The organism is Providencia sp. AGC89 (assembly GCF_053543535.1).
Window position 1 is genome coordinate 85,664 of record NZ_JBIXLP010000061.1, and the last position, 23,583, is coordinate 109,246.

The window sequence follows — 23,583 nt, forward strand, 5'->3', positions numbered from 1 at the left end:
TTTTACGTGATCAAGTCGCCATTTATTTATTTTTTTGCTGGTAAAAAAACAGACAAATGCAAACAATCATAAAAGATCAGACGGTGATTACATATGATTACTTTTGGTTTTTTAACGACATTTTATAGGTTTAAAATGATTATATCGCAAGAACACCAGATACGATCAATATGATTAATCTCTACCCCATATAAATTACAAAAACAATTTGATTAGAGGTAAAAATATGGATTTTTTATACGACGCTTTCTATATTTTTTACAGCCAGGTAATGACAAAAGCGCCTCTATTATTAGGCTTAGTCACTTTTATTGGTTACTGGCTTTTGAAGCGTGACGGTACCACAATTCTTAAAGGAACAATCAAAACCATTGTCGGCTTTATGTTAGTCAGTGTTGGTGCCAGTACTCTGGTCTCCAGCTTCAAACCCGTGATTGAAAAAATGTCTGAATATCATGGCCTCACCGGTTCAGTCATTGACCCTTATACCTCCATGATGGCCACTATGGAAACCATGGGGGATGACTATTCATGGGTGGGTTATACGGTATTGTTAGCACTTGCACTTAACATCCTACTGGTACTCTTTCGCCGTATTACCGGTATCCGCACCATCATGCTGACGGGACATATCATGTTCCAGCAAGCAGGATTGATTGCTGTTTTCTATTTTGTACTTGGCGCAAGTATGTGGGAAACCATTATCTACTCTGCGGTTTTAATGGCGTTATATTGGGGGATTTCCTCCAATATTATGTTTAAACCTACGCAGGAAGTCACTGGTGGGGCTGGTTTCTCAATTGGCCACCAGCAACAATTTGCCTCATGGATAGCCACTAAAGTCGCACCAAAATTAGGAGATAAAAAAGACAGCGTAGATAATTTAAACTTACCAAAATGGTTACACATCTTCCACGATAGTATTTCTGCAACAGCGATTGTGATGACCTTGTTCTTTGGGGTTATCCTGATTTCCTTCGGCATTCCAAACCTACAATCAATGGCAGGCACAACACACTGGACCATCTATATTATTGAGACTGGGCTAAAATTTGCGGTAGCCATTCAAATTATTGTAACCGGCGTGCGTATGTTTGTGGCTGAATTATCGGAAGCTTTTAAAGGTATTTCAGAACGAGTGATCCCAAATGCAGTGCTCGCGATTGACTGTGCGGCTATCTACGCCTTTTCACCAAATGCAATGGTATTTGGCTTTATGTGGGGGGCAATTGGCCAATTTGTTGCCGTACTCGGTATGCTGGCATTTAGCTCCCCTATTATGATTATCCCAGGCTTTATCCCGATGTTTTTCTCAAACGCCACTATCGGTATTTTCGCTAACCACTTTGGGGGCTGGAAAGCCGTGATGAAAGTATGTTTTGTCATGGGAGTCATAGAAATATTAGGCTCGGCATGGGCGATTGATTTGATTAACCGCCAAGGCACTGATTTCAGCGGCTGGATGGGTATGGCCGACTGGGCATTAGCCTTCCCTGTTATTATGCAAGGGTTATCATTTTCAAAAATGTTTTTCTTTGTTGTCGTGGCGTTAGCCGTTGTCTATATGTACTTTGCGGCTAAAAAACTACGCGCAGAGGAAGATGCACAAGCCGCTTTAGGGCCTATTACTGAGCTAGAAGAAACTGAAGAACCACCCGAAGCTACATTTGAAAACCCCAGTGTTAAACCCGTTAGGATTTTAGCCGTTTGCGGTAATGGACAAGGTTCATCAATGATGATGAAAATGAAAATTGGTCAATACCTTGAGAAAAAAGGCATTCCCCATGTAATGGACTCCTGCGCAGTATCTGACTATAAGTCAAAATTAACGGCAACAGATATTATCGTTTCTTCAAAACACCTAAGTGCTGAGATGGACCCAGGTGAAGGCAAGTTTGTTTTAGGCGTACAAAATATGCTCAATCCACATTCGTTTGGTGATGAACTGCTCAGTATTATTCATACTAATTTTCTAGCAAATAAATAGCATCACTGAGGAATTATGACCTTAAATGTTCATTTAATATTAAAAGGAAGACAATGATGGGGTTTAAACAGTCATTAATTGATAATAATTCAATCCAGCTACAAGCATCCGCAACCAACTGGCGTGATGCCATTAAAATCGGTACGGATATGCTGGTCGCTTCTGGCGCAATCAAACCCGCCTACCATGATGCGATTATCAGTAGCGTCGAAAAACTCGGTCCTTACATTTGTATCGCGCCCAATCTCGCACTTCCCCATGCTAGGCCTGAAGATGGTGTGATCCGCACGGCTTTTGCCCTTGTCACATTAGAAAGCCCCATTATTTTTGATGGGGAAGAGGAACCCGTCGATGTGCTGATCACTCTTGCTGGCAGTTCATCAGATGAACACATGGAAGGCTTAATGGAAGTCACTCGCGTTCTTGATGATGAAGACAGTGAAACAGGCGTTGACCTCAATAAATTGCGCCGCTGTCGAACGATTGATGATGTTTATCAGGTTATTGATCAAGCATTATGCTAATTTAATGATAACAAAAGAAAATCACTAATTAGCTATAGAGGTAATCCACTATGTATAAAGTATTAGCACTTGATTTGGATGGCACCGTACTCACTCAGGATCACACAATTCACCCTGAAGTCAGACAAGCCATTCAGGCAGCAACAAAGCAATGTCACGTTATGATTGTAACGGGACGCCATCATACCGCTGCTCGCCCTTATTATGATGAGCTAGGGCTAACCACGCCTATTATTTGTTGCAATGGTACTTATATCTATGATTACCAAAACGAAAAAGTTATCACGCACAATGCACTCACCAAACAAAATGCACTCACTTTTATCGAACTCGCGCAACAAGACAAGCTGAAAATGGTGATGTATATCACTGATGCCATGGTGTATTCAAAAGTCGATCCTATCGATTACATGAATGCAATGGAGCAATGGGCTAACGCCCCAACAATGGCCCATCCACCCAAAATTTATCGTATTGATTCATTTGAAGAACAAGTCCAGCACGCTGACTATATTTGGAAGTTTGTTGTCGAAGGTGAACCCGCTACATTACAACGTTTCTTGAATTCCCCTTGGATAAAACAAACTTTTAATGCAGAAAAGTCATGGTCAAACCGTTTCGATTTCGCCGCTAAAGGCAATAATAAAGGAATACGTTTAGCTGAACACCTTAACTCTCTGGGGTATCAACCAAACCAAGTTATCGCTGTCGGCGATAATCACAACGATATCTCCATGATTGAGCTAGCGGGCTTAGGAGTTGCAATGAAGAATGCCGATGATACCGTGAAATCCCACGCAGATGTCGTTTGTGCTACAGATAACAATGGTGATGGCCTTGCGCGTTTGATACGTGAAAATATTCTAGGACAATCACAATGACCAAACCTTTGATCCAAATTGCATTAGACCAAACTGACTTACAATCCGCTTTAAACGTCGCTGAAAATGTGCACTCCTTTGTCGATATTATTGAAGTAGGAACAATTTTAGCCTTTGCGGAAGGAATGAATGCCGTTGCCACGTTACGCAAACAATACCCAAACCATATTATTGTTTGTGATATGAAAACTACCGATGGCGGTGCCATTCTTTCCCGTATGGCCTTTGAGGCTGGTGCAGATTGGATCACCGTTTCCGCGGCGGCTCATATCGCCACTATCGCCGCCTGTAAAAAAGTCGCCGATGAATTTAACCGGGAAATCCAAATCGAAATCTATGGTAATTGGACATTTGAAGATGCTAAAAACTGGGTTGAACTTGGTATCTCACAAGCCATATACCACCGGTCTCGTGATGCTGAACTCGCTGGTATTGGTTGGACTAACGAAGATATCGAAAAAATGCGTCAGCTTTCTGACCTTGGGCTAGAACTGTCTATCACTGGCGGTATCGTTCCTGAGGATATCCACCTATTCAATGGCATCAAAGCGAAAGCGTTTATCGCTGGGAGAGCCTTAGTTGGTGATACAGGGAAGCAGACCGTAGAAGCATTGCGTGAACAAATCAATCGCTTTTGGAAATAGTGTTTTCGCCCCCACTCGCTAAAAAAACAGGCCAGAAGAAAAATCAACTGGCCTGATAAACAACCTTAATTAACTATTAACCTAATTGTTTACGTGCATTACGGAAAATTCGCATCCATGGGCTATCTTCTCCCCAGTTTTCAGGGTGCCATGAGTTACTCACCGTACGGAAAACACGCTCTGGGTGAGGCATCATAATAGTGGCTCGCCCATCTTTTGTGGTAACCGAAGTGATCCCATTAACTGACCCATTCGGGTTAGCTGGATACTGCTCAGTCACTTGACCATAATTATTCACAAAACGCATGGCTACTAGCCCATTGTCTTCTAACTGCTGTAAATGTGTCGCACCACGAGCCTCTACCTGCCCCTCGCCATGAGAAACCGCTATCGCCATGCGAGAGCCAGCCATATTTTGCAGCAATAATGACGGGCTATTCGCAATTTCAACTAAACTAAAGCGGGCTTCAAAACGTTCTGAACGGTTACGAACAAAACGTGGCCAGTACTCTGCTCCTGGGATCAGCTCATGTAAGTTTGACATCATTTGGCAACCATTACAGACCCCTAAGGATAAGGTATCAGGACGATTAAAGAATGCCGCAAACTCATCACGAACTTTATTATTGAACAAAATTGATTTTGCCCAACCTTCCCCCGCCCCTAATACATCACCATAAGAGAAGCCGCCACAAGCTACCAGTGTTTGGAATTGACTCAGGGATAAATTCCCCGCTAACAAGTCACTCATATGAACATCAACCGCATCAAAACCTGCACGGTCAAAAGCGGCTGCCATTTCAACATGAGAGTTAACACCTTGTTCGCGCAATACCGCCACTTTTGGACGTACACCTGATAAAATATATGGCGCGGCGACGTCATCTTCAATATCAAAAGTCAGATGAGCATGTAAACCAGGGTCTTGGTCATCTTGTTTCATCGCGTGCTCTTCATCAGCACACACTTCGTTATCACGCAGACGTTGCATTTGCCATGTTGTTTCAGCCCACCATTGGCGCAGTTGGCTACAAGAGCCATGATAAACCACCGTATCGCGACTATTAATTATCACCGCATCATCTTGCGTCGCCGTCCCCAAATAATGAACACAAGAGGCCAAGCCAGCCTGAGCAAAGCATTCTTCTACATAAGATTTATCCGCGCCATTAATTTGGATCACAGCTCCAAGTTCTTCATTGAATAACGCGGCAAGAGTGTCTTCATCGAATGAGCTAATATCAACATTGATCCCACAGTGCCCTGCAAAAGCCATTTCCGCTAATGTGACAAACAAACCGCCATCTGAACGGTCGTGATAAGCGAGTAATTTTTGCTCTGATAATAATTTCTGCACAGTATTAAAGAAGCCGAGCAGCAACTCAGGGCTGCGTACATCAGGGGCTTTGTTGCCTAATTGGCGATAAACCTGTGCGAGTGCAGAACCACCTAATGCATTGTGGCCTTGACCAAGGTCAATCAATAATAATGCGTTATCTGTCGATGTTTTTAATTCAGGAGTCACTGTTAAACGCACATCTTCTACACGCCCAAATGCAGTGATCACCAATGAGAGTGGTGACGTCATTTCACGTTCCTCACCCTCATGCTGCCAACGTGTTTTCATTGACATTGAGTCTTTACCAACAGGGATGGTTAACCCTAATGCAGGGCAAAGCTCTTCACCGACGGCTTTAACCGCTTCATATAACCCAGCATCTTCCCCTGGATGCCCTGCTGCCGCCATCCAGTTTGCTGACAATTTGACGCGTTTTAAATCTTGAACGTAAGAACAGGCGATATTTGTTAACGCTTCACCGACAGCCATACGTGCAGAGGCCGCGAAATCTAATAGTGCTACCGGCGTTCTTTCGCCGATAGACATCGACTCACCATAGTAGCTATCTAAGCTTGCTGTTGTTACTGCGCAATCTGCAACAGGGATCTGCCATGGCCCGACCATTTGGTCGCGAGCGACCATCCCGGTAACGGTACGGTCACCAATCGTAATTAAGAACGTTTTCTCAGCCACCGCAGGTAAATGAAGTACACGTTTAACCGCTTCATTTAGGTTAATCGTTGTTCTATCTAATGCATCGGCTTCTGCTTTCAGGGTTTTCACATCCCTAAGCATTTTCGGCGTTTTACCCAGTAGCACATCCAACGGCATATCAATAGGTTGATTATTAAAATGCTGGTCATTTAGCGTTAAATGGCGTTCTTCTGTTGCTTCACCAATCACTGCAAATGGCGCACGCTCACGCTCACAAATTGCCGTAAATACAGGAAGCTGTTCTGGTGAAACAGCCATAACATAGCGTTCTTGTGACTCATTACACCACACTTCTAATGGGCTCATTCCCGGCTCATCATTGAGGATTTTACGCAGTTCAAAGCGACCTCCACGGCCCCCATCACTGACTAGCTCAGGCATAGCATTTGACAGACCACCAGCGCCCACATCATGAATAAATAAGATTGGGTTATCATCACCAAGCTGCCAACACCTATCGATAACCTCTTGGCAGCGACGCTCCATCTCTGCATTATCACGTTGCACGGAGGCAAAATCTAAATCAGCATCGGATTGACCTGACGCCATAGATGATGCAGCACCTCCCCCTAAACCAATATTCATGGAAGGGCCGCCAAGTACTACTAATTTAGCACCTACGGTGATCTCACCTTTTTGAACATGGTCCGCTCGGATATTACCAATACCGCCCGCTAGCATAATTGGTTTGTGGTAGCCTCGTAATTCTTCACCATTATGGCTGTTAACTTTTTCTTCATAGGTACGGAAGTAACCCAATAACGCAGGACGGCCAAACTCATTATTAAATGCCGCCCCCCCAAGAGGCCCTTCCATCATAATGTCCAGCGCAGTAACAATCCGCTCAGGTTTACCGAAATCCTCTTCCCATGGCTGTTCAAAGCCCGGAATTCGTAAGTTAGAAACAGAAAAACCAACTAAGCCTGCTTTTGGTTTTGCACCACGACCTGTGGCCCCTTCATCACGAATTTCACCACCAGACCCTGTTGCAGCACCAGGCCACGGAGAGATTGCCGTTGGGTGGTTGTGTGTCTCTACTTTCATTAAAATATGTGCATCTTCTTGATGATAACGATAAGTGCGCCCTTCTGGATCAGGGAAGAAGCGGCCAACTGATGAGCCTTCCATTACCGCAGCATTATCTTTATATGCAGATAAAACGTGATCAGGTGTTTTCTCAAAGGTATTTTTAATCATTTTAAACAGCGATTTCGGCTGTTCTTCACCGTCAATAACCCAATCTGCGTTAAAAATTTTATGGCGGCAGTGTTCTGAGTTTGCTTGTGCAAACATATATAATTCAACGTCTGTTGGGTTACGCTTCAAGCCTGTAAAAGCATTTAGCAGATAATCTATTTCATCATCAGCCAATGCTAACCCCATTTCTTTATTTGCTGTTTCTAATGCAAGGCGTCCACCAGCAATAATATCAACCACTTTCATGGGAGCTGGTTGTTGCTGCGCAAACAACGCACTGGCTTGTTCAAAAGAAGAAAAAATAGTTTCCATCATGCGGTCATGCAAAATAGTGATTACATCATGCCATTGTTCTTGGGTTAAGTTGTCCCCTTGAACATAGTAAGCAATTCCGCGTTCAATACGTTTCACTTGAGTAAGACCGCAGTTATGCGCGATATCCGTTGCTTTAGAAGACCATGGAGAAATCGTCCCCGGACGTGGGGTCACTAGAATCAGCTTACCGAATGGGTCATGCTCCGCCAGAGAAGGACCATACTTTAACAAACTGCTCAGTTTGCCTTGCTCACTTTCACTTAACGGCGCTGACAGCTCAGCAAAGTGCATATATTCAGCATAAATATCCGTAACAGGGAGCTGTTTTTCTGCGAACAGCGCCAAAAGGCGGGTAATACGAAATGCTGATAGAGCAGGTGAACCACGCAAAATTTCCATAGTCTTAATTTCTCTCTTTTAAACGCCAGCCCTGAACATGAAAGCAGGGAAACCGAAGGACATTATAGAGCAATGTTCATCAATACGAAACCGTTTGCGTGATTAAAAATGAAGCGGTTAGTTAAATATTATTATGTGCTAAATACGATAATATAGGTTGCACCGATCTTGATTGTTGAGCAAAATAGCCAACCACTGGAATTATAACCATTACTTAGCCATACTCTTTTTAGGTATACCAGCACCAGTTAATGCACGAGAAACTATTATTTGAATAACTTAAAAGTTAACTATCTAATCATCCTAGTTATCACGCTACTGGCTACAATGGTCATTGGTTTTAACGTCCGTTGGCCAAATACACAAGATTCACAAATTAATAGAATTATATCTCAAGGTGAATTACGTATTAGTGCTGTTAGCTCACCACTTATCTATATAGATGAGCAAAAACAGTTGCGCGGATTTGACTATGAACTCGCCCAAGGGTTTGCCTCATATCTTGGTGTTAAACTAAAAATCACCATTCGCCCAAATTTTGAGCAGATTTTTGATGATCTTGAAAATGGGGATGCAGATATCGCTGTCGCTGGGCTACTTTATAATAAAGAAAGGTTAGCAAAAACTAAAACTGGGCCAAGTTACCTTAATGTCACCCAGCAACTCGTATATAGAAAGGGAACCACGAGGCCAAAATCTTTCAATGATATTGATGGCAAACTACTGGTCACCTCTGGTACCGCCCATGCTAGCACGCTAAAGGAGCTTGCTAAGGAATACCCAAATCTAAAATGGGAAGAAACATCTCAATATACTACAAATCAAATACTTGAGATGCTAGCTGATGGTGAAATCGATTATACACTAGAAGATTCTATCGCCATCGCTTTACAGCAGCGCATCCATCCTCAAATTGCTGTCGCTTTTGACCTATTAGATGACCATGCTGTTACCTGGTATATGCGACGTAGTCAAGAAAATAGCTTAGATGCCGCATTACTGGACTTTTTCAATCTCAGCAATGAAAGTGAATTATTAGCACGGTTAAATGAAAAGTATTTTAGCCACGTAGAGTCATTCGATTACTTTGATACCATGGCATTTATTAAAGCTATCGATAATAAACTACCTGACTACCAACCTTTATTTGAAAAATATGCCCAACAGATAGATTGGAAACTACTCGCAGCAATTGCATGGCAAGAATCTCACTGGGACCCCCTTGCAACTTCTCCTACCGGGGTTCGTGGCTTAATGATGTTAACAAAGCCAACGGCAGCAACGATGGGAATTGCCGATAGGTTAGACGCAGAAGAAAGTATTAAAGGCGGTGCTGCTTATATTGCTTATATAATGGACCGGTTACCCGAAACCATCGCAGAAGATGACCGAATTTGGTTCGCTCTTTCAGCTTATAATATGGGATATGGCCATATGCAGGATGTGCGTAAACTAACGGAAATGCTAGGTGGGGACCCAAATCGGTGGTTTGATGTTAAAGCACGGTTACCATTACTGACCCAAAAGAAATATTATTCACAGCTAACCTATGGCTATGCTCGTGGGCATGAGGCTTATCGCTATGTTGAAAATATTCGTCGATATCATCAAAGCCTAGTCGGTTATTTGCAAAGCCGAGAAAGAAAACAACATACGCTTGATATTGCTCAAAAGTCATTAACTTACTTGATTTCGCCTGATAACTTAAAAACTACAGGGGCTAACCCAACTGAAAATCAGTCACCTACTACAGAAAAAGTTAGCATTAAAAACCTGGGGGCGATGAGCTCCTCTAACCAAACACCTAAAATCCATAACATGGAAAAGCTATCCTTAGGCCATTATTTGATTTCGCCTTATTCATTACAAGATGAAACAGAGACTGATAACCCAGTGCCAGTTCCACCACTTAAATCCCCAGATAACCCGCTTTAAACCTACGAATTAATAGCAAATCGGATAGTGAAATAACACCGCTAACTCTGTTGACGCTTTTGTGCTTTTTTCTGCTCTCTGCGCATTTTAAAAAAAGCACTAAGCATTGAAGAACACTTTTCGGCTAAGACTCCGCCAGTCACATCCACATAATGATTTAACCCAGCTTGCCCCATAATATTAATATAAGAACCACAAGCCCCTGTTTTAAAATCTTTAGCGCCATACACGACACGACCAATTCGGCTGTGAATTATCGCTCCTGCACACATGATGCAAGGCTCTAATGTGACATATAATGTGGTATCTAATAAACGGTAGTTGCTCAGAGCTTGCCCTGCTTGTTGCAAAGCAATAATTTCAGCATGGGCTGTCGGGTTGTGGTCAATAATGGAACGATTCCAGCCTGAAGCAATTAGTTGATTATCTTTAACAAGTAACGCCCCCACCGGGATTTCGCCTATCTCTTGCGCTTTCAACGCTAGCTCTAGGGCTTGTTGCATCCAAAACTCATCAATTTCTATTTGCGTCACTCTTACCTCTGTTCAATACATTTTATGTATTGATTATCCCGAAATGTTAGAGTGACTGCAATTTGAAATAGTCGACACCCGTATCATCTTCAGCTAATTGCTAAAAATAGCTAATTTTGCGGCAAACCCCATGAAGAACGCCCCAACCGTATAGTTTCCTAACTTCGCCAGCACTTGTTTTTCACGTAAAAAACGCGCAATTAAGTAACCACTAAAAATCAGTAAGCTCAGATATAAAAAGCTAACAGCTTCCAAAATGGTGGCTAATACCAAGTAAGGTACCCATGCATGAGAATAATTAAAATCTATAAACTGAATAAAAAATGAAATATAAAATAAAATGGCCTTAGGGTTAGTTAAACTGAGTACTAAAGCCCGAGTGAAATATTTCTCAGCTTTAATTTCTATCGTACTTTGTTCAGAAGACATTGATTTCTTTTGTAAAAAAGTAGCATACAAAATTTTGCAGCCTAAATACAATAAATAAGCAGCCCCTAAGTAACGAACAATGGTGAATAGAGTCGGTGATGCTTTAATCAGTGATGCGACACCAATAAAAGAAAGGAAAATCAGGATTGCATCCCCAGTAAATACCCCTATTGCAGCGCGGTACCCTGCTCGAGTACCATGTGATGTACTTGTTTTTAATACATAAAGCGAGTTTGGCCCCGGTACAATGATAATTAATATTAACCCTGCCAAATACGTCCAAAAATTCAATACACCTAGGTTTTCAAACATAGCCATACCCTAATAATTTTTTATTATTACTACCATAACTTTTGTTATCTGAAAATATTTATTCAAGTGAATGTTATCGGTAAATATTAATCACTTAATTTTCTTTTACATTCAAGGTTAATAATTCAACTCAATTTTTATCAGCAATTTAATTGGCGATATATCAATAACTACTTCATGCATAACAAGTTATTTAGGGGAGGTCGTTCCTCATAATTAATAACTTTAGCCACTTCGTCAGATAAAGGAGCATAGATTATGAGTAAGCAGTCCCTCAAATTTGAGTGAAATACCTGACAACAGGTAAGGGCTAAATTACTTGTACATTGCTTCATTTATAGTACCGGACACATTGTCCAGATCAATACAATTGAATGTTAGTGTTCTATCCTCCATCAACACCCTAATAGAATATAACTTCTCCATTGAAGCCCCTATTTTCTGTGGATACACAGCATAAGGTATTAATTGTTCTTTTTGCCACTCTTTGCAAGATTTAAAATCACCTAGCCCTTTAACTTTTATGAGTTGCTTATAAGGGCTTACTACTTCTGGCTTTTTATTGTTATCTAACATCGCCTGTAGTTCATCCAAGCTGTAGGTAGTCGCCATTACAGACGATTGAAAACATATGAACAACACAACTGCTAGTATCCTTTTCATCTCACACCATCCCATTAATTAATTTCAGTGATGTTAGCGTAGAGGAAATGCAAATTGAAGCAAACCTGCCGAGTTTCGCTAGACACACTTAAACTAACTACCTTTACATAACTTGTAACCCATTTAACCTTCATTTGATAGCATCCCGTTTTATACATCACAATGGAGTGTTTTTTTATGCGCAAATATATTGCACCTTTAGCTGTAATTTCAGTCACACTATCTACGTTCGCTATGGCCAATTCCATACAAACTTCATCTGAATCGGTAGAAGTCAAAGAGGGTGTTATCAATGCTCCTGAAATCACTATCAAATTAAACGGGAAGCAATCTAGCAATGAACCACAGGAAAAAATTATTGTAGAAGCTGATTCTATCGAAATTGTCGATGGAGAACTTCGAGCTAAAGGCGCTAAGTTATATGAGCAGGATAAGAAAATAGAATCGAATAAATAATTTATTGCCCAAGCTAGCTAGATCATCAATGGCTTGGGCAACAAAAACCTGCCAAAGCAGGTTCACTTTATCTTTTAGTCATGCCAGCATTATTCTGATTAGTTTTGTTTTTTCTCACACAATTGACAGAGACTCGCCTAACTTACTACCTTTTAAATTCATCTGTTTCAGAAGCTCCGCATATATAGTAACCTTACCTGCTTCACTGAAATCAATGCATAGATAGTGTGATTCTTCGTATTTAGATCGACGTAGCTTGTTAAGATGATTTAAAATGATTTTAGCGGCAGTAATACAAACCTCATGTGTGTACTTGTATAAGTGGGCTTGCATGGCTCCTAGCGCAGTAAAGCACCTAAATATTCATCAACTGATGGTGATTTTAAGTTTTGTGTTGCTTTATCCGACATTACTGACATTGAAATGCCCCTATATAACAAAGCACTCTACTTTAAGTGCACTCACTAGGTATTTTCTAAGCTATAAAAAGGGATGCGTTGAGTTTTGTGTTACGAATTTAGATTTTTCAATATGAAATATACTGTATAAAATCACAAATACCAGACGAAAGTAACGAATAAGTGCAAGGTATAAGTTGCTAATTATTAACTTATTTAAGTGTAAATTATTGATATGTCATTATTAATTACTAAAAAATGTATCAACTGCGATATGTGTGAGCCAGAATGCCCAAATGATGCAATTTTTATGGGCGATGAAATTTATGAAATTGACTCCAGCCTGTGTACTGAATGCGTAGGCCATTATGACAAACCTACGTGTCAATCTGTCTGCCCGATAACAAACACAATCATCACCGACCCTCAACATATTGAAACTGAAGAACAGTTATGGGACAAATTTGTTGCAATTCACCACGCTGATAAAATTTAACCCCAATTAACCTCCCCTCGCTATTGAGCTTTAATGCTTAGAAAGCTGCCAGTAGATTTTCTGGCAGCTAGGCATAGCATTATTTAAAGATTACTTTCAATAATGACTGTAGCAGCGGCATAGTGGCGTTCGTCTGTAATCGAAACATGGAAATGTGTTGCTTTTAAGCTACCTGCAAGTTCCAGCGCAGCGCCATTTAAATTAAGTAATGGCTTACCCAATTTATCATTTGTCACTTCGAATTGGGTAAATGCTAAACCATTGCGTATTCCTGTGCCTAATGCTTTTGCAGCAGCCTCTTTGACTGCAAAACGTTTTGCCAAAAAACGCGCTGGCTTTGATTGTTTTTGGTATTGAACGAACTCGCTTTCTGTCAGTATCCTGTTCGCTAGGCTGTCACCTGTGCGTTCAATTGCAGACTCAATGCGTGCTATTTCAACAATATCTGTACCTAACCCTACAATCGCCATTATTTACGCGCTTCTAATAATATTTTTTTCATATCAGCAACGGCTTGTGCTAACCCGCTAAATAAAGCACGACCAATGATTGCATGACCAATATTTAGCTCATAAATTTCCGGTAATTGGGCAATACGCTGAACATTATGGTAAGTCAACCCGTGACCTGCATTCACTTTAATACCTTTACCTGCGGCATATACCACACCATCACGAATACGACGAAATTCTAACTCTTGCTCTTGTTCTGTTTTCGCATCTGCATAAGCCCCAGTATGGATCTCAATAAATGGTGCCCCACACTCTTGTGCCGCATCGATTTGCTCGTGATCTGCATCAATAAATAATGAAACTAAAATACCCGCTTCAGAAAGGCGCTTAACGGCATCAGCTATTTTTTGTTTTTGACCTGCGACATCCAAGCCACCTTCAGTGGTGACTTCTTCACGTTTTTCAGGGACTAAGCAACAAAATGCAGGTTTAATACGGCAGGCTATCCCAACCATTTCATCCGTTACTGCCATTTCAAGATTCATTCGAGTTTGAATGGTTTCATTTAAAAGGGCGACATCTCTATCGGTAATATGGCGACGATCTTCACGTAAATGCACCGTGATGCCATCAGCCCCTGCTTGCTCAGCGACAAAAGCAGCTTGTACAGGGTCGGGATATTGAGTGCCTCTTGCATTCCTAACAGTTGCAATGTGGTCAATATTTACACCTAACAAAAGCTCAGCCATTTTTTTCTCCCAATAAATAAACGATAACAAACAACTCTCCCTTCTATCCTACTGTAATTTGCCATCTTGAGGGAATAAATCTCTCATCATTCGAGGTGAATTCCAGCTTAATTGCCCTATTTCAATGGTTACACTTTTATTTTGCGAAGCGCTTCGTAGAATTTTATTGAAATGATAAATTCACGTTGTTCAAAGCGAAGACTTTCAGTAAAAATAATAAAAAAGGGGCGAATAACCATAATCAATATATTTAATATATGGGGTCATTCAATCATTAAAATAACAATATATTTAATTGGGCTTATTCTGCACTTTAGGCGAGTAGGTAAATTGGCGAAATAGCTCGCGGCTTTTTAAGGGCTTTCCACCTAAGTAGGGTTTAAGGGCAATGCGAGTGAAGCGTTTGGCTGCTTTCAATGTATCAGCATCTGGGAATTCTCTACTAGCCAGTGCTTTAAGTTGCTTACCTGTGAAACTGAGCTGGTCAACAATTAAACTACCAATAAAACCTTTTTCTTCACGGTAACGGTAAGTCATAGTATCGGAAACTGGTTCTCCACTGCCTGCACAGTGTAGAAAATCCACCCCATAACCAAGGTAGGAAAGCAGCGCCAATTCAAATTGGCGTAAAGCAAATTCTGGGGTCTGTTCACTTGCTGCGAGTATTTGCAAACAAGAAAGGTAATCAAAAAATAAGGCTGAATAAGGTGTGCCAAATTCTAATACTCGAGCGGTTAATTCATTAAGGTATAAACCGCTATATAAAACCGTCCCCGTTAAAGGTAAAGCCAAGGAAACAGGGTCAGCATTAATGAGTGTTTTGATTTCACCTTTGCCTCCCCAACGGATCAGCAAAGGTGTGAAAGGCTGTAAACAGCCTCTTAATGGTGAGCGGTTACGGCGAGCACCTTTCGCAAGCAAGCGAATTTTCCCTTCACCTTCAGTGAAAAAATCAAGTAATAAGCTTGTCTCACTGTAAGGCCTTGAATGGAGTACAAACGCACGTTGCCAACCACTCATTCTGCCACCAATTATTTGAGGTCGTCGACATAACCAAGGCTGCGCAATGCTCTTTCGTCATCAGCCCAACCAGATTTAACTTTAACCCAAAGCTCAAGGTGTACTTTATTATCAAACATTCTTTCCATATCAATACGCGCTTCAGTACCAATGGTTTTCAGTTTGCTACCTTTGTTACCAATCACCATTTTCTTCTGGCCTTCTCGCTCAACCAGAATCAACCCATTGATATGATATATACCCGAATCCGTCACTTTAAATTGTTCAATTTCTACAGTCACTGAGTACGGCAATTCATCCCCAAGAAAACGCATTAGCTTTTCACGGATGATTTCCGATGCCATAAAACGCTGGGAACGGTCGGTGATATAGTCCTCAGGGAAATGGTGAGTCGCTTCAGGTATATGTTGCTTCACAATCTTAGCAATTGTATCTACACCCGTGCCTTTCTCCGCACTGATAGGAACAACATCCAAAAAGTTCATTTTCTGGCTAATCATACCGATATGCGGCAACAATATCGTTTTATCGACCACATTATCAATTTTATTGATCGCTAAAATAACAGGGCAACGTAAGCTAGATAGCTTAGTCAATACCATTTCATCATCAGGCGTCCAATTAGTGCCTTCAACCACAAAAATAACTAATTCCACGTCACCAATTGAGCTCGATGCGGCTCGATTCATTAAACGGTTAATAGCTCGTTTTTCTTCAATATGTAACCCTGGAGTATCTACATAAATAATTTGGTAATTATCTTCTGTATGGATCCCCATAATACGATGGCGAGTCGTCTGAGGCTTTCTCGATGTAATCGAAACTTTTTGCCCCAGTAATTGATTTAATAATGTTGATTTACCAACATTTGGCCGCCCAACTATAGCCACAAAGCCACAGTGGGATTGTAATTCACTCATTCAAGCTCCAAAATTTTCAATGCTTGCTCTGCGGCGGCTTGCTCTGCTTTACGGCGACTTGACCCAACCCCATTAATAGGCTGTTCAATACCGCTGACTTGACAGTGGATCGTAAATTCTTGATCGTGAGCTTCACCTTTTACCTGAACAACTAGATAGTTAGGTAATGGTAAATGACGCCCTTGCAGATATTCTTGTAACCTTGTTTTCGGGTCTTTTTGTTTATCACCCGGACTGATTTCATCCAGTCTACTTTGATACCAATCTAAAATAATTCTTTCGATCGTTTGAATATCACTATCTAAAAAAATACCACCGATCAGTGCTTCAACAGTATCAGCAAGGATAGATTCGCGACGAAACCCACCGCTTTTTAATTCCCCCGGCCCTAAACGCAAGCATTCACCGAGTTCAAATTCACGGGCAATTTCCGCTAATGTATTTCCACGCACAAGTGTTGCTCGCATTCGGCTCATATCACCTTCATCCACTTTAGGGAAACGATGATATAAGTCATTTGCAATAACAAAACTTAATATTGAGTCCCCTAGAAATTCTAGGCGCTCATTGTGTTTGCTGCTTGCGCTTCTATGTGTTAAGGCTTGGATTAATAACTCATTTTGATTGAATTGATAACCAAGCTTACGCTGTAATCTTTCTAGTAAAGAGGGGTTCATGTGCGCCCAACCATTTTTATTTGATAAAAAAGCACACGCAACAGACCTGTAAAATAAGCCATTTTACAAAACTGTTGCGTTTGCACTGACTCCCGAGTCAACCCACATTTTATACAGCTCAGTAGAACTAATTATAAAATACCATTAGTTACCATGCATTATAAAGGAGGGTTAATAATTGGAGAGCCAATAATATTAATTAAACTATATTGTACACTGGGTAAAATAATAATGCTTCGGATTATGCGGATTTTCAAATGAAAACCCGCACAACCACCGTTTGGCAGATCCAATTAATAAGATTATAGTGGACCAATTCGGCTAAAGCGAATACCTGTAGGCCATTCGTTTTCTTGTTTATCCAAACTTAACCAAATAAACACAGCTCGACCAACTAGGTTTTCTTCAGGAACAAAGCCCCACATACGGCTATCTGAACTGTTGTCCCTATTGTCACCCATCATAAAATAATGCTTTTCAGGCACAATCCATTCATTCTTTGGCATACCCGGTTGCAAATACCTTGCTTCAGTAATAGCTTGGCGAATAATTAGGATTTGATGCTCAACAGTGCCTAATTTTTCGCTACGCTCATACTGGCGCAGTGCATTTCTAGGTAATGCTTCGTCCAATGGGATTTCATAATTACCCTTTTGGCTGTCAACAACAGAATCAACATCAAAAAACATCGTCCATTCACTCGGTGCCAATGGACCATAAGTAATAGGGAGTTTTTCCGTGCACTTGTTATCAGCACAATTTGGGTAAATAGTCAGTTCTTTCGCATCTGGGTTATAAACGATTTTATCCCCAGGCATACCAATCACACGTTTTACAAAATCAACATTTGGATCTTTCGGGTATTTAAATACCGCAATATCACCACGTTTAGGTTTACCAGTTTCGATTAATGTCGTCTGCGTAATTGGGTCTTTTAGCCCATAAGCAAATTTCTCAACCAACATAAAGTCGCCAACTAATAAAGTTGGCATCATTGACCCTGAAGGTATTTGGAATGGCTCATAAATAAATGAGCGGACAACCAGCACAATAGCTAACACAGGGAAAATAGATGACCCTGTTTCAAGCCATGAAGGACGGCGAACTGCATTCGCAACATCCGCTTCACTCACTGCACCGTTAGTCGCATCCTGTAATTGCTTTAGCTTCGCTTTACGAGCAGGTGCAAATTTAAACTTGTCTAAACACCATATAATCCCTGTGATTAATGTTGCCAGTGTTAGGATCAAGGCAAAGGTGTTAGCCATTGAGTCTCCTTGTAAACTTAGTTGTCTTTACCAACATGCAATATAGCAAGAAACGCTTCTTGTGGTAATTCAACATTACCTACTTGTTTCATCCGCTTCTTACCATCCTTTTGCTTCTGTAACAGTTTCTTCTTACGGCTAACGTCACCGCCATAACACTTGGCAAGCACGTTTTTACGTAGTTGTTTAACTGTAGAACGAGCAATAATATGGTTACCAATCGCCGCCTGAATCGCAATATCAAATTGTTGGCGAGGTATTAGTTCTTTCATTTTTTCGACAAGTTCACGCCCACGATGTTGTGAATTTCCGCGGTGAGTAATCAAGGCGAGGGCATCAACACGTTCGTTGTTAATAAGAACATCGACCCGCACCATATCCGATGGTTGGAAACGTTTAAATGCGTAATCCAACGATGCATAACCACGAGAGGTTGATTTCAAACGATCGAAGAAGTCCAGAACAACTTCAGACATTGGAATATCATAAGTAAGCGATACTTGATTACCATGATAGACCATATTGGTCTGAACACCACGTTTCTCAACACACAATGTAATCACATTACCTAAATACTCTTTAGGCATCAGCATGTGACATTCTGCAATTGGCTCACGCAGTTCTTCAATATTATTCAATGCAGGTAGCTTCGAAGGGCTATCTACATACACAATTTCACCGTTGGTTTGTTTTACTTCATACACTACCGTTGGTGCAGTAGTAATCAGGTCAAGGTCGTATTCACGCTCTAAACGCTCTTGGATGATTTCCATGTGTAATAAGCCAAGGAAACCACAACGGAAACCAAAACCGAGTGCCGTAGACGTTTCTGGCTCATAGAATAATGATGCATCATTCAGGCTAAGTTTACCAAGGGCGTCACGGAAAGCTTCATAGTCATCAGAGCTTACAGGGAATAAACCTGCATAAACCTGTGGTTTTACTTTTTTAAAGCCAGGCAGCGCTTTTTCAGCAGGATTACGAGCACCTGTTAAAGTATCACCTACTGGTGCCCCAGTGATATCCTTAATCGCACATACTAACCAGCCTACTTCACCACAATTTAATACATCGCGGTCAATTCGCTTCGGTGTAAAAATACCAAGGCGGTCAGCGTTATACACTTGACCTGTACTCATGACTTTGATTTTATCGCCTTTTTTCAAGGAGCCGTTTTTAATACGGATCAATGAAACAACACCTAAATAGTTATCAAACCATGAGTCAATGATTAAGGCTTGTAAAGGCGCATCCGCATCACCTTCTGGTGGGGGGATCTCTTTAACCAGACGCTCAATCACATCTTGAACGCCAATCCCTGTTTTTGCTGAACAGCGAACAGCATCATGTGCATCGAGCCCCACGATATCTTCTATTTCATCCGCAACACGCTCAGGGTCTGCCGCAGGCAAGTCGATTTTGTTCAAAACAGGAACAACTTCTAGGTCCATCTCAATAGCGGTATAACAGTTTGCAAGTGTTTGAGCTTCAACCCCCTGCCCTGCATCAACCACTAACAGGGCACCTTCACATGCTGCTAATGAGCGTGATACTTCATAAGAGAAGTCAACGTGGCCAGGTGTGTCAATGAAATTTAATTGGTATGTTTCACCATCCGCAGCGGTATAATCGAGTGTAACACTCTGTGCTTTAATGGTGATCCCACGCTCACGTTCTAAATCCATTGAGTCTAAAACCTGCGCCGCCATTTCACGATCTGTTAAACCACCACAAATCTGAATAATACGATCTGATAAGGTAGACTTACCATGGTCGATATGAGCAATGATAGAAAAGTTTCTTATGTTATTGATTTTCAAGGTAATATCTTCTTTTAAATTGCCTTACAAAATCAGCTTTGTGCAAATATCGCGACAAAACTAAAATGCTATGATTATCACAAGATTGTTAATTAGCAGCATTTTACATACAAGAACCCACTAACACAAAGATTCAATGTAAAACAACTGTAAACCTGTATAAGGTTAATAAGTTAGTTATCGTAATTTATCGCTAACTCCCCTGTAAAATATACTGTTTTATACCACCGTGCTTATACTATTTTCATTCCTGCTCAAAATAATCTAAAAAGCCAATGAATTGCTAATCATCCATTTATTAATAAGCTTTAAACCGCAAAAGGGAAACTACATGTTTCCCTTTTTAGTGATAGTACCAATTTATATTTCGAATACAAGCCATTGAAATTTAGCAATTAACTTGTATCGAAAGCTCTGTCGGAGGTAACCCAATTTGTAAAACCACAGGTTGAAAAGCTTCGTCATCACGCCATTTTGACGCCAACTTACGTGCTATAAAAAAGCCAATTACACCACCAGCCACACCAGACATAGCTATCCAAAACTGTTCTAAGCTAAATGATTGCGCTAGACCTGCAAAAATAAATAACCCTAAAATAGGCGTTAAATAAACTAATAGTGCAGAGCGGATCAAGCTACCTTCTGGAATACCGACCTCAATCTTTTGCCCTACCACCAGTGGCTGTTCAATCGCAATTTCTAATTCATGTTCCGTATTTGGCCCTATTTTACTTAATGCGTAAGAACCACAGGTTTTACGAGCACCGCAACTTCCACAGCCAGATGAAGAACCATAGCGCAATAACGCCCTACCGTTTTGCCAACGGACTACTGTTGCCCACTCTTTTACCATAACTTACTCCCGGAACTGAATACTACCCGCCACGACTTGTGCGGTTGCCAACGGTAATTCACCGATGATAGTGACCACATGTTGTTTTTGCGCCATCGTATAAATTGTCCGACGCCCATTTTGTAAGGGTTGATCTAACAACGGGCCTTTTGCAGATTTTGTCACATTAACAGAAAAGGTAAATAGACCATCACTAAACATCGCCGTTTCGACTATATCGTCTTCAGCTAATTTACGTGAAGAGCGCGATATTTCTTCGAAGCCTGGTGGCAACATACCGATTTGCCACTTAAATGAGGGATTGCCATTTTTGGGCGAAATCAATAAAGGCGGCATATTTACCTTGCTCAAGGTAAGCAACGAATCTTTCACTGTTTTGCTATCGAGTACCGTTGAGATCACACGAAATTGTTCAAGTGTTTGACTATTATTATCGAGAAGATCGATACGTAATGGTAATTTCGTTTCTTCATCGATCAATACTACATAGTTAAAACGTGAATTGTCTTTCGATATTATGCGGATCACTAATGCAGGTCGGTCACCAATATGAGTGCGCCCTGCATCAATAAAATTATAATACGGTTTAATTTGTTGATAATTAGCAAAAATTACCGAAGGTAAGTTATCAACAATATTTTTGCCATTTAAGCTAAATGCATCAAACCCTGGCTCAAAATAGCTAATGCTGTCACCTTTTTGCACAATTTCACGTCGTGACGAATCCATCTGGATCATCTGAGAAACAGGCTTACCATCAATAATAGTATGGCGATAACGTACAGGAGTAATTGATTGAGGGTTAAATGTCACAAATGACATTTCATAAGAGAGAGCTTGGGCAGCATTTCCCATTTCTTTAAAAAGAACATCGGCATCTTGTTCAGATGCCGAAGCTTGATTAGAAACAATCAGGCTGCCCGTCAGGCAGATGACGGATAACCATTTATTCATTATTGCAATTTAACTCCTGCTGAAGACGCAGCTTGTGCAGGTTCTTGATATTGCTGATTCTGATTCAACATTGAGCGTCTTTCAATTTCATACTGCTGCAACATTGCATTAATACGTTGATTTTGCTGCTCAACTTGTTGCAGTTGTTGCTCGTTACCAAACAGTTGATTATCAGATATATTTAAGCTTACTGGCGCACCACTTCCTACTGGAATTGTGTTAAACATAGGCTCATCAACTGGTGAATCAACAGCATCACTTTGATTATATTGTTGAACACCAACAATCACAGCCAATGAAACACAAGCTGCCACACCAATTTGGGTTAATTGGCTCGCCCAAGGACGAATTTTGCCCCAGAATGGGAAGCTTCCCCAAGTCGCAGGTTCAGGCTGCGATTCAACAACTACCTGAGGATTAATACGCACAGCTTCATTCTCTAGTGCTGCCGCAACTTTACTAGCAATATCAAAATGCATGACCTCGCTAGTTTCGTTACGTAGAGTATCACGAATAAGATGATAGCTCTCCCAACGTTGCTTTAACGTTGAATCACGTGAAATGGCGTTTACAAGTTCTAAATCTAGAACTTCGCCATCCATCATTGCGGAAAGTTTCTCTCTTTGCATGCCCAATTACCTTCAGTTAATTGCATCACAATTATAGTTAATTGACTGATTTAACAATACTAATACTGTTGAATCAGAGGTTGTACTTTATTATCAATCGCTTCTCTTGCTCTAAAAATACGCGAACGTACAGTGCCAACAGGACAATCCATAATTTCTGCGATTTCTTCATAGCTCAAACCATCTAGTTCGCGAAGCGTAATTGCCATTCTTAAATCTTCGGGCAATGATTCGATGGTTTTAAAAACGACTTTCTTTAATTCATCAGACAACATTAAGTTCTCTGGGTTCGAAATTTCTTTTAAAGCACCAGCTGTTTCAAAGTTTTCTGCATCACTCGCTTCGAGATCTGACGCGGGTGGACGCCTATCTTGAGCAACTAAATAATTTTTAGCCGTATTAACCGCAATACGATAAAGCCAAGTGTAAAATGCGCTATCACCACGAAATGACCCGATGGCACGATACGCTTTTATAAATGACTCCTGAGCTACGTCAGGGACGTCGGCCTGCGGCACATAGCGAGAGACTAGACTTGCAACTTTATGCTGATATTTTATTACCAGTAAGTTGAAAGCTTGTTGATCGCCTTTTTGCACCTTCTCAACCAATATCTGGTCAGTTAATTGCTCGCTCATTCCAGGAAGTATCTCCCGAATTCAGGCTGATAATATGTTAACTTGATCATGTTCTCCCTTCCTAAAGCAAGCACTACTTTGAGTAGTAGAACTAGTTGAAGTTCAATTAAATCTAAAAAAATAGTCAATAATTTACAAAACGGCCAACGTTGCTGTTTCGATGATCCTAAAAGATCTTCATTAAAACAACTGTATATAACATTTCCGTCTCTCATGAATACAGCATACGAATTTTGTAAATAAATACTATTACCACCACACGAAACCAATTTGAATATGTAAATAGACTTAGGTCAATACATGTTTACTAAACAGCAATCCATCAATAGCAATAGACAATCCAATAGGCTAACATAAAAAACTCAATACATACTATTATAT

At 40.8% G+C, this 23,583-nt stretch carries 22 protein-coding genes; 7 read left to right on the top strand and 15 right to left on the bottom strand.

Translation table 11 applies throughout. The annotated features are described in order from the left end of the window. The first annotated feature begins 226 nt into the window (after window positions 1–226). Genes ACIPUA_RS11185 through ACIPUA_RS11200 form a run of 4 tightly spaced genes read left to right on the top strand, consistent with a single transcriptional unit; the run spans window position 227 to window position 4,036 of the window. Window positions 227–1,987: a PTS ascorbate-specific subunit IIBC gene (locus tag ACIPUA_RS11185; protein WP_042844692.1), complete on the top strand. Its 1,761-nt coding sequence runs from the start codon at window positions 227–229 to the stop codon at window positions 1,985–1,987. Between the two features lie 56 nt (window positions 1,988–2,043). Continuing rightward, window positions 2,044–2,511: a PTS sugar transporter subunit IIA gene (locus ACIPUA_RS11190; RefSeq protein ID WP_042844695.1), complete on the top strand. Its 468-nt coding sequence runs from the start codon at window positions 2,044–2,046 to the stop codon at window positions 2,509–2,511. Window positions 2,512–2,561: 50 nt separating this feature from the next. Beyond that, window positions 2,562–3,392: a Cof-type HAD-IIB family hydrolase gene (locus tag ACIPUA_RS11195; RefSeq protein ID WP_449059672.1), complete on the top strand. Its 831-nt coding sequence runs from the start codon at window positions 2,562–2,564 to the stop codon at window positions 3,390–3,392. Next, window positions 3,389–4,036, top strand: coding sequence for a 3-keto-L-gulonate-6-phosphate decarboxylase UlaD (locus tag ACIPUA_RS11200; protein ID WP_042844699.1), 648 nt, complete (start codon window positions 3,389–3,391; stop codon window positions 4,034–4,036). The genes ACIPUA_RS11195 and ACIPUA_RS11200 overlap by 4 nt, the downstream gene beginning before the upstream one ends. Before the next feature lie 76 nt (window positions 4,037–4,112). Here the strand turns inward: ACIPUA_RS11200 and purL are convergent, their stop codons facing one another. Next, window positions 4,113–8,000 carry a phosphoribosylformylglycinamidine synthase gene (gene purL, locus ACIPUA_RS11205; RefSeq protein ID WP_449059673.1) on the bottom strand — a complete coding sequence of 1,296 codons (3,888 nt, stop codon included), beginning with the start codon at window positions 7,998–8,000 and terminating at the stop codon, window positions 4,113–4,115. Between the two features lie 270 nt (window positions 8,001–8,270). Here purL and mltF point away from each other — a divergent pair, with 270 nt between their 5' ends. Beyond that, window positions 8,271–9,935, top strand: coding sequence for a membrane-bound lytic murein transglycosylase MltF (mltF, locus tag ACIPUA_RS11210; protein ID WP_449059674.1), 1,665 nt, complete (start codon window positions 8,271–8,273; stop codon window positions 9,933–9,935). A gap of 41 nt (window positions 9,936–9,976) precedes the next feature. Here the strand turns inward: mltF and tadA are convergent, their stop codons facing one another. The 3 genes from tadA to ACIPUA_RS11225 form a co-directional block, all read right to left on the bottom strand. Then, complete coding sequence (gene tadA, locus ACIPUA_RS11215; protein ID WP_042844704.1) at window positions 9,977–10,468, bottom strand: tRNA adenosine(34) deaminase TadA; 492 nt, start codon at window positions 10,466–10,468, stop codon at window positions 9,977–9,979. Between the two features lie 93 nt (window positions 10,469–10,561). Then, window positions 10,562–11,209 (bottom strand): leucine efflux protein LeuE, encoded by a 648-nt coding sequence (gene leuE / locus ACIPUA_RS11220; RefSeq protein WP_449059675.1) that lies wholly within the window; start codon window positions 11,207–11,209, stop codon window positions 10,562–10,564. 315 nt (window positions 11,210–11,524) lie between these two features. Then, window positions 11,525–11,872: a hypothetical protein gene (locus ACIPUA_RS11225; RefSeq protein WP_042844706.1), complete on the bottom strand. Its 348-nt coding sequence runs from the start codon at window positions 11,870–11,872 to the stop codon at window positions 11,525–11,527. 177 nt (window positions 11,873–12,049) lie between these two features. Here ACIPUA_RS11225 and ACIPUA_RS11230 point away from each other — a divergent pair, with 177 nt between their 5' ends. After that, a complete protein-coding gene (locus ACIPUA_RS11230) occupies window positions 12,050–12,328 on the top strand; it encodes a hypothetical protein (protein WP_042844707.1) in 279 nt (92 codons plus the stop codon). Between the two features lie 633 nt (window positions 12,329–12,961). After that, complete coding sequence (locus tag ACIPUA_RS11235; protein WP_042844708.1) at window positions 12,962–13,222, top strand: YfhL family 4Fe-4S dicluster ferredoxin; 261 nt, start codon at window positions 12,962–12,964, stop codon at window positions 13,220–13,222. Between the two features lie 83 nt (window positions 13,223–13,305). Here the strand turns inward: ACIPUA_RS11235 and acpS are convergent, their stop codons facing one another. The 11 genes from acpS to rpoE all read right to left on the bottom strand — a co-directional run bounded on the left by acpS (window position 13,306) and on the right by rpoE (window position 23,202). Next, window positions 13,306–13,692 carry a holo-ACP synthase gene (gene acpS, locus ACIPUA_RS11240; RefSeq protein WP_042844709.1) on the bottom strand — a complete coding sequence of 129 codons (387 nt, stop codon included), beginning with the start codon at window positions 13,690–13,692 and terminating at the stop codon, window positions 13,306–13,308. Then, the gene (gene pdxJ / locus ACIPUA_RS11245) at window positions 13,692–14,423 is read right to left on the bottom strand and encodes a pyridoxine 5'-phosphate synthase (RefSeq protein ID WP_449059676.1); all 732 of its coding nucleotides are present in this window, start codon (window positions 14,421–14,423) and stop codon (window positions 13,692–13,694) included. The genes acpS and pdxJ overlap by 1 nt, the downstream gene beginning before the upstream one ends. 291 nt (window positions 14,424–14,714) lie before the next feature. Next, window positions 14,715–15,443 (bottom strand): DNA repair protein RecO, encoded by a 729-nt coding sequence (gene recO, locus ACIPUA_RS11250; RefSeq protein ID WP_042844712.1) that lies wholly within the window; start codon window positions 15,441–15,443, stop codon window positions 14,715–14,717. An 11-nt stretch (window positions 15,444–15,454) separates the two neighbouring features. Continuing rightward, window positions 15,455–16,363 (bottom strand): GTPase Era, encoded by a 909-nt coding sequence (gene era, locus ACIPUA_RS11255; protein WP_042844713.1) that lies wholly within the window; start codon window positions 16,361–16,363, stop codon window positions 15,455–15,457. After that, window positions 16,360–17,040, bottom strand: coding sequence for a ribonuclease III (gene rnc, locus ACIPUA_RS11260; RefSeq protein WP_042844714.1), 681 nt, complete (start codon window positions 17,038–17,040; stop codon window positions 16,360–16,362). Before rnc ends, era begins: the two co-directional genes overlap by 4 nt. A 302-nt stretch (window positions 17,041–17,342) precedes the next feature. Next, window positions 17,343–18,308, bottom strand: coding sequence for a signal peptidase I (gene lepB, locus ACIPUA_RS11265; RefSeq protein WP_042844715.1), 966 nt, complete (start codon window positions 18,306–18,308; stop codon window positions 17,343–17,345). A 17-nt stretch (window positions 18,309–18,325) separates the two neighbouring features. Then, entirely contained in the window at window positions 18,326–20,122 is a 1,797-nt protein-coding gene (gene lepA, locus ACIPUA_RS11270) for a translation elongation factor 4 (protein ID WP_042845371.1), read from the bottom strand. Window positions 20,123–20,516: 394 nt separating this feature from the next. Next, the gene (gene rseC / locus ACIPUA_RS11275; RefSeq protein ID WP_042844716.1) at window positions 20,517–20,981 is read right to left on the bottom strand and encodes a SoxR-reducing system protein RseC; all 465 of its coding nucleotides are present in this window, start codon (window positions 20,979–20,981) and stop codon (window positions 20,517–20,519) included. 3 nt (window positions 20,982–20,984) lie between these two features. Then, window positions 20,985–21,935, bottom strand: coding sequence for a sigma-E factor regulatory protein RseB (gene rseB / locus ACIPUA_RS11280; RefSeq protein ID WP_042844718.1), 951 nt, complete (start codon window positions 21,933–21,935; stop codon window positions 20,985–20,987). Further along, window positions 21,935–22,564 carry an anti-sigma-E factor RseA gene (rseA, locus tag ACIPUA_RS11285; protein ID WP_042844719.1) on the bottom strand — a complete coding sequence of 210 codons (630 nt, stop codon included), beginning with the start codon at window positions 22,562–22,564 and terminating at the stop codon, window positions 21,935–21,937. Before rseA ends, rseB begins: the two co-directional genes overlap by 1 nt. A gap of 59 nt (window positions 22,565–22,623) precedes the next feature. After that, a complete protein-coding gene (gene rpoE, locus ACIPUA_RS11290; RefSeq protein WP_042844720.1) occupies window positions 22,624–23,202 on the bottom strand; it encodes an RNA polymerase sigma factor RpoE in 579 nt (192 codons plus the stop codon). Window positions 23,203–23,583: the final 381 nt, after the last annotated feature.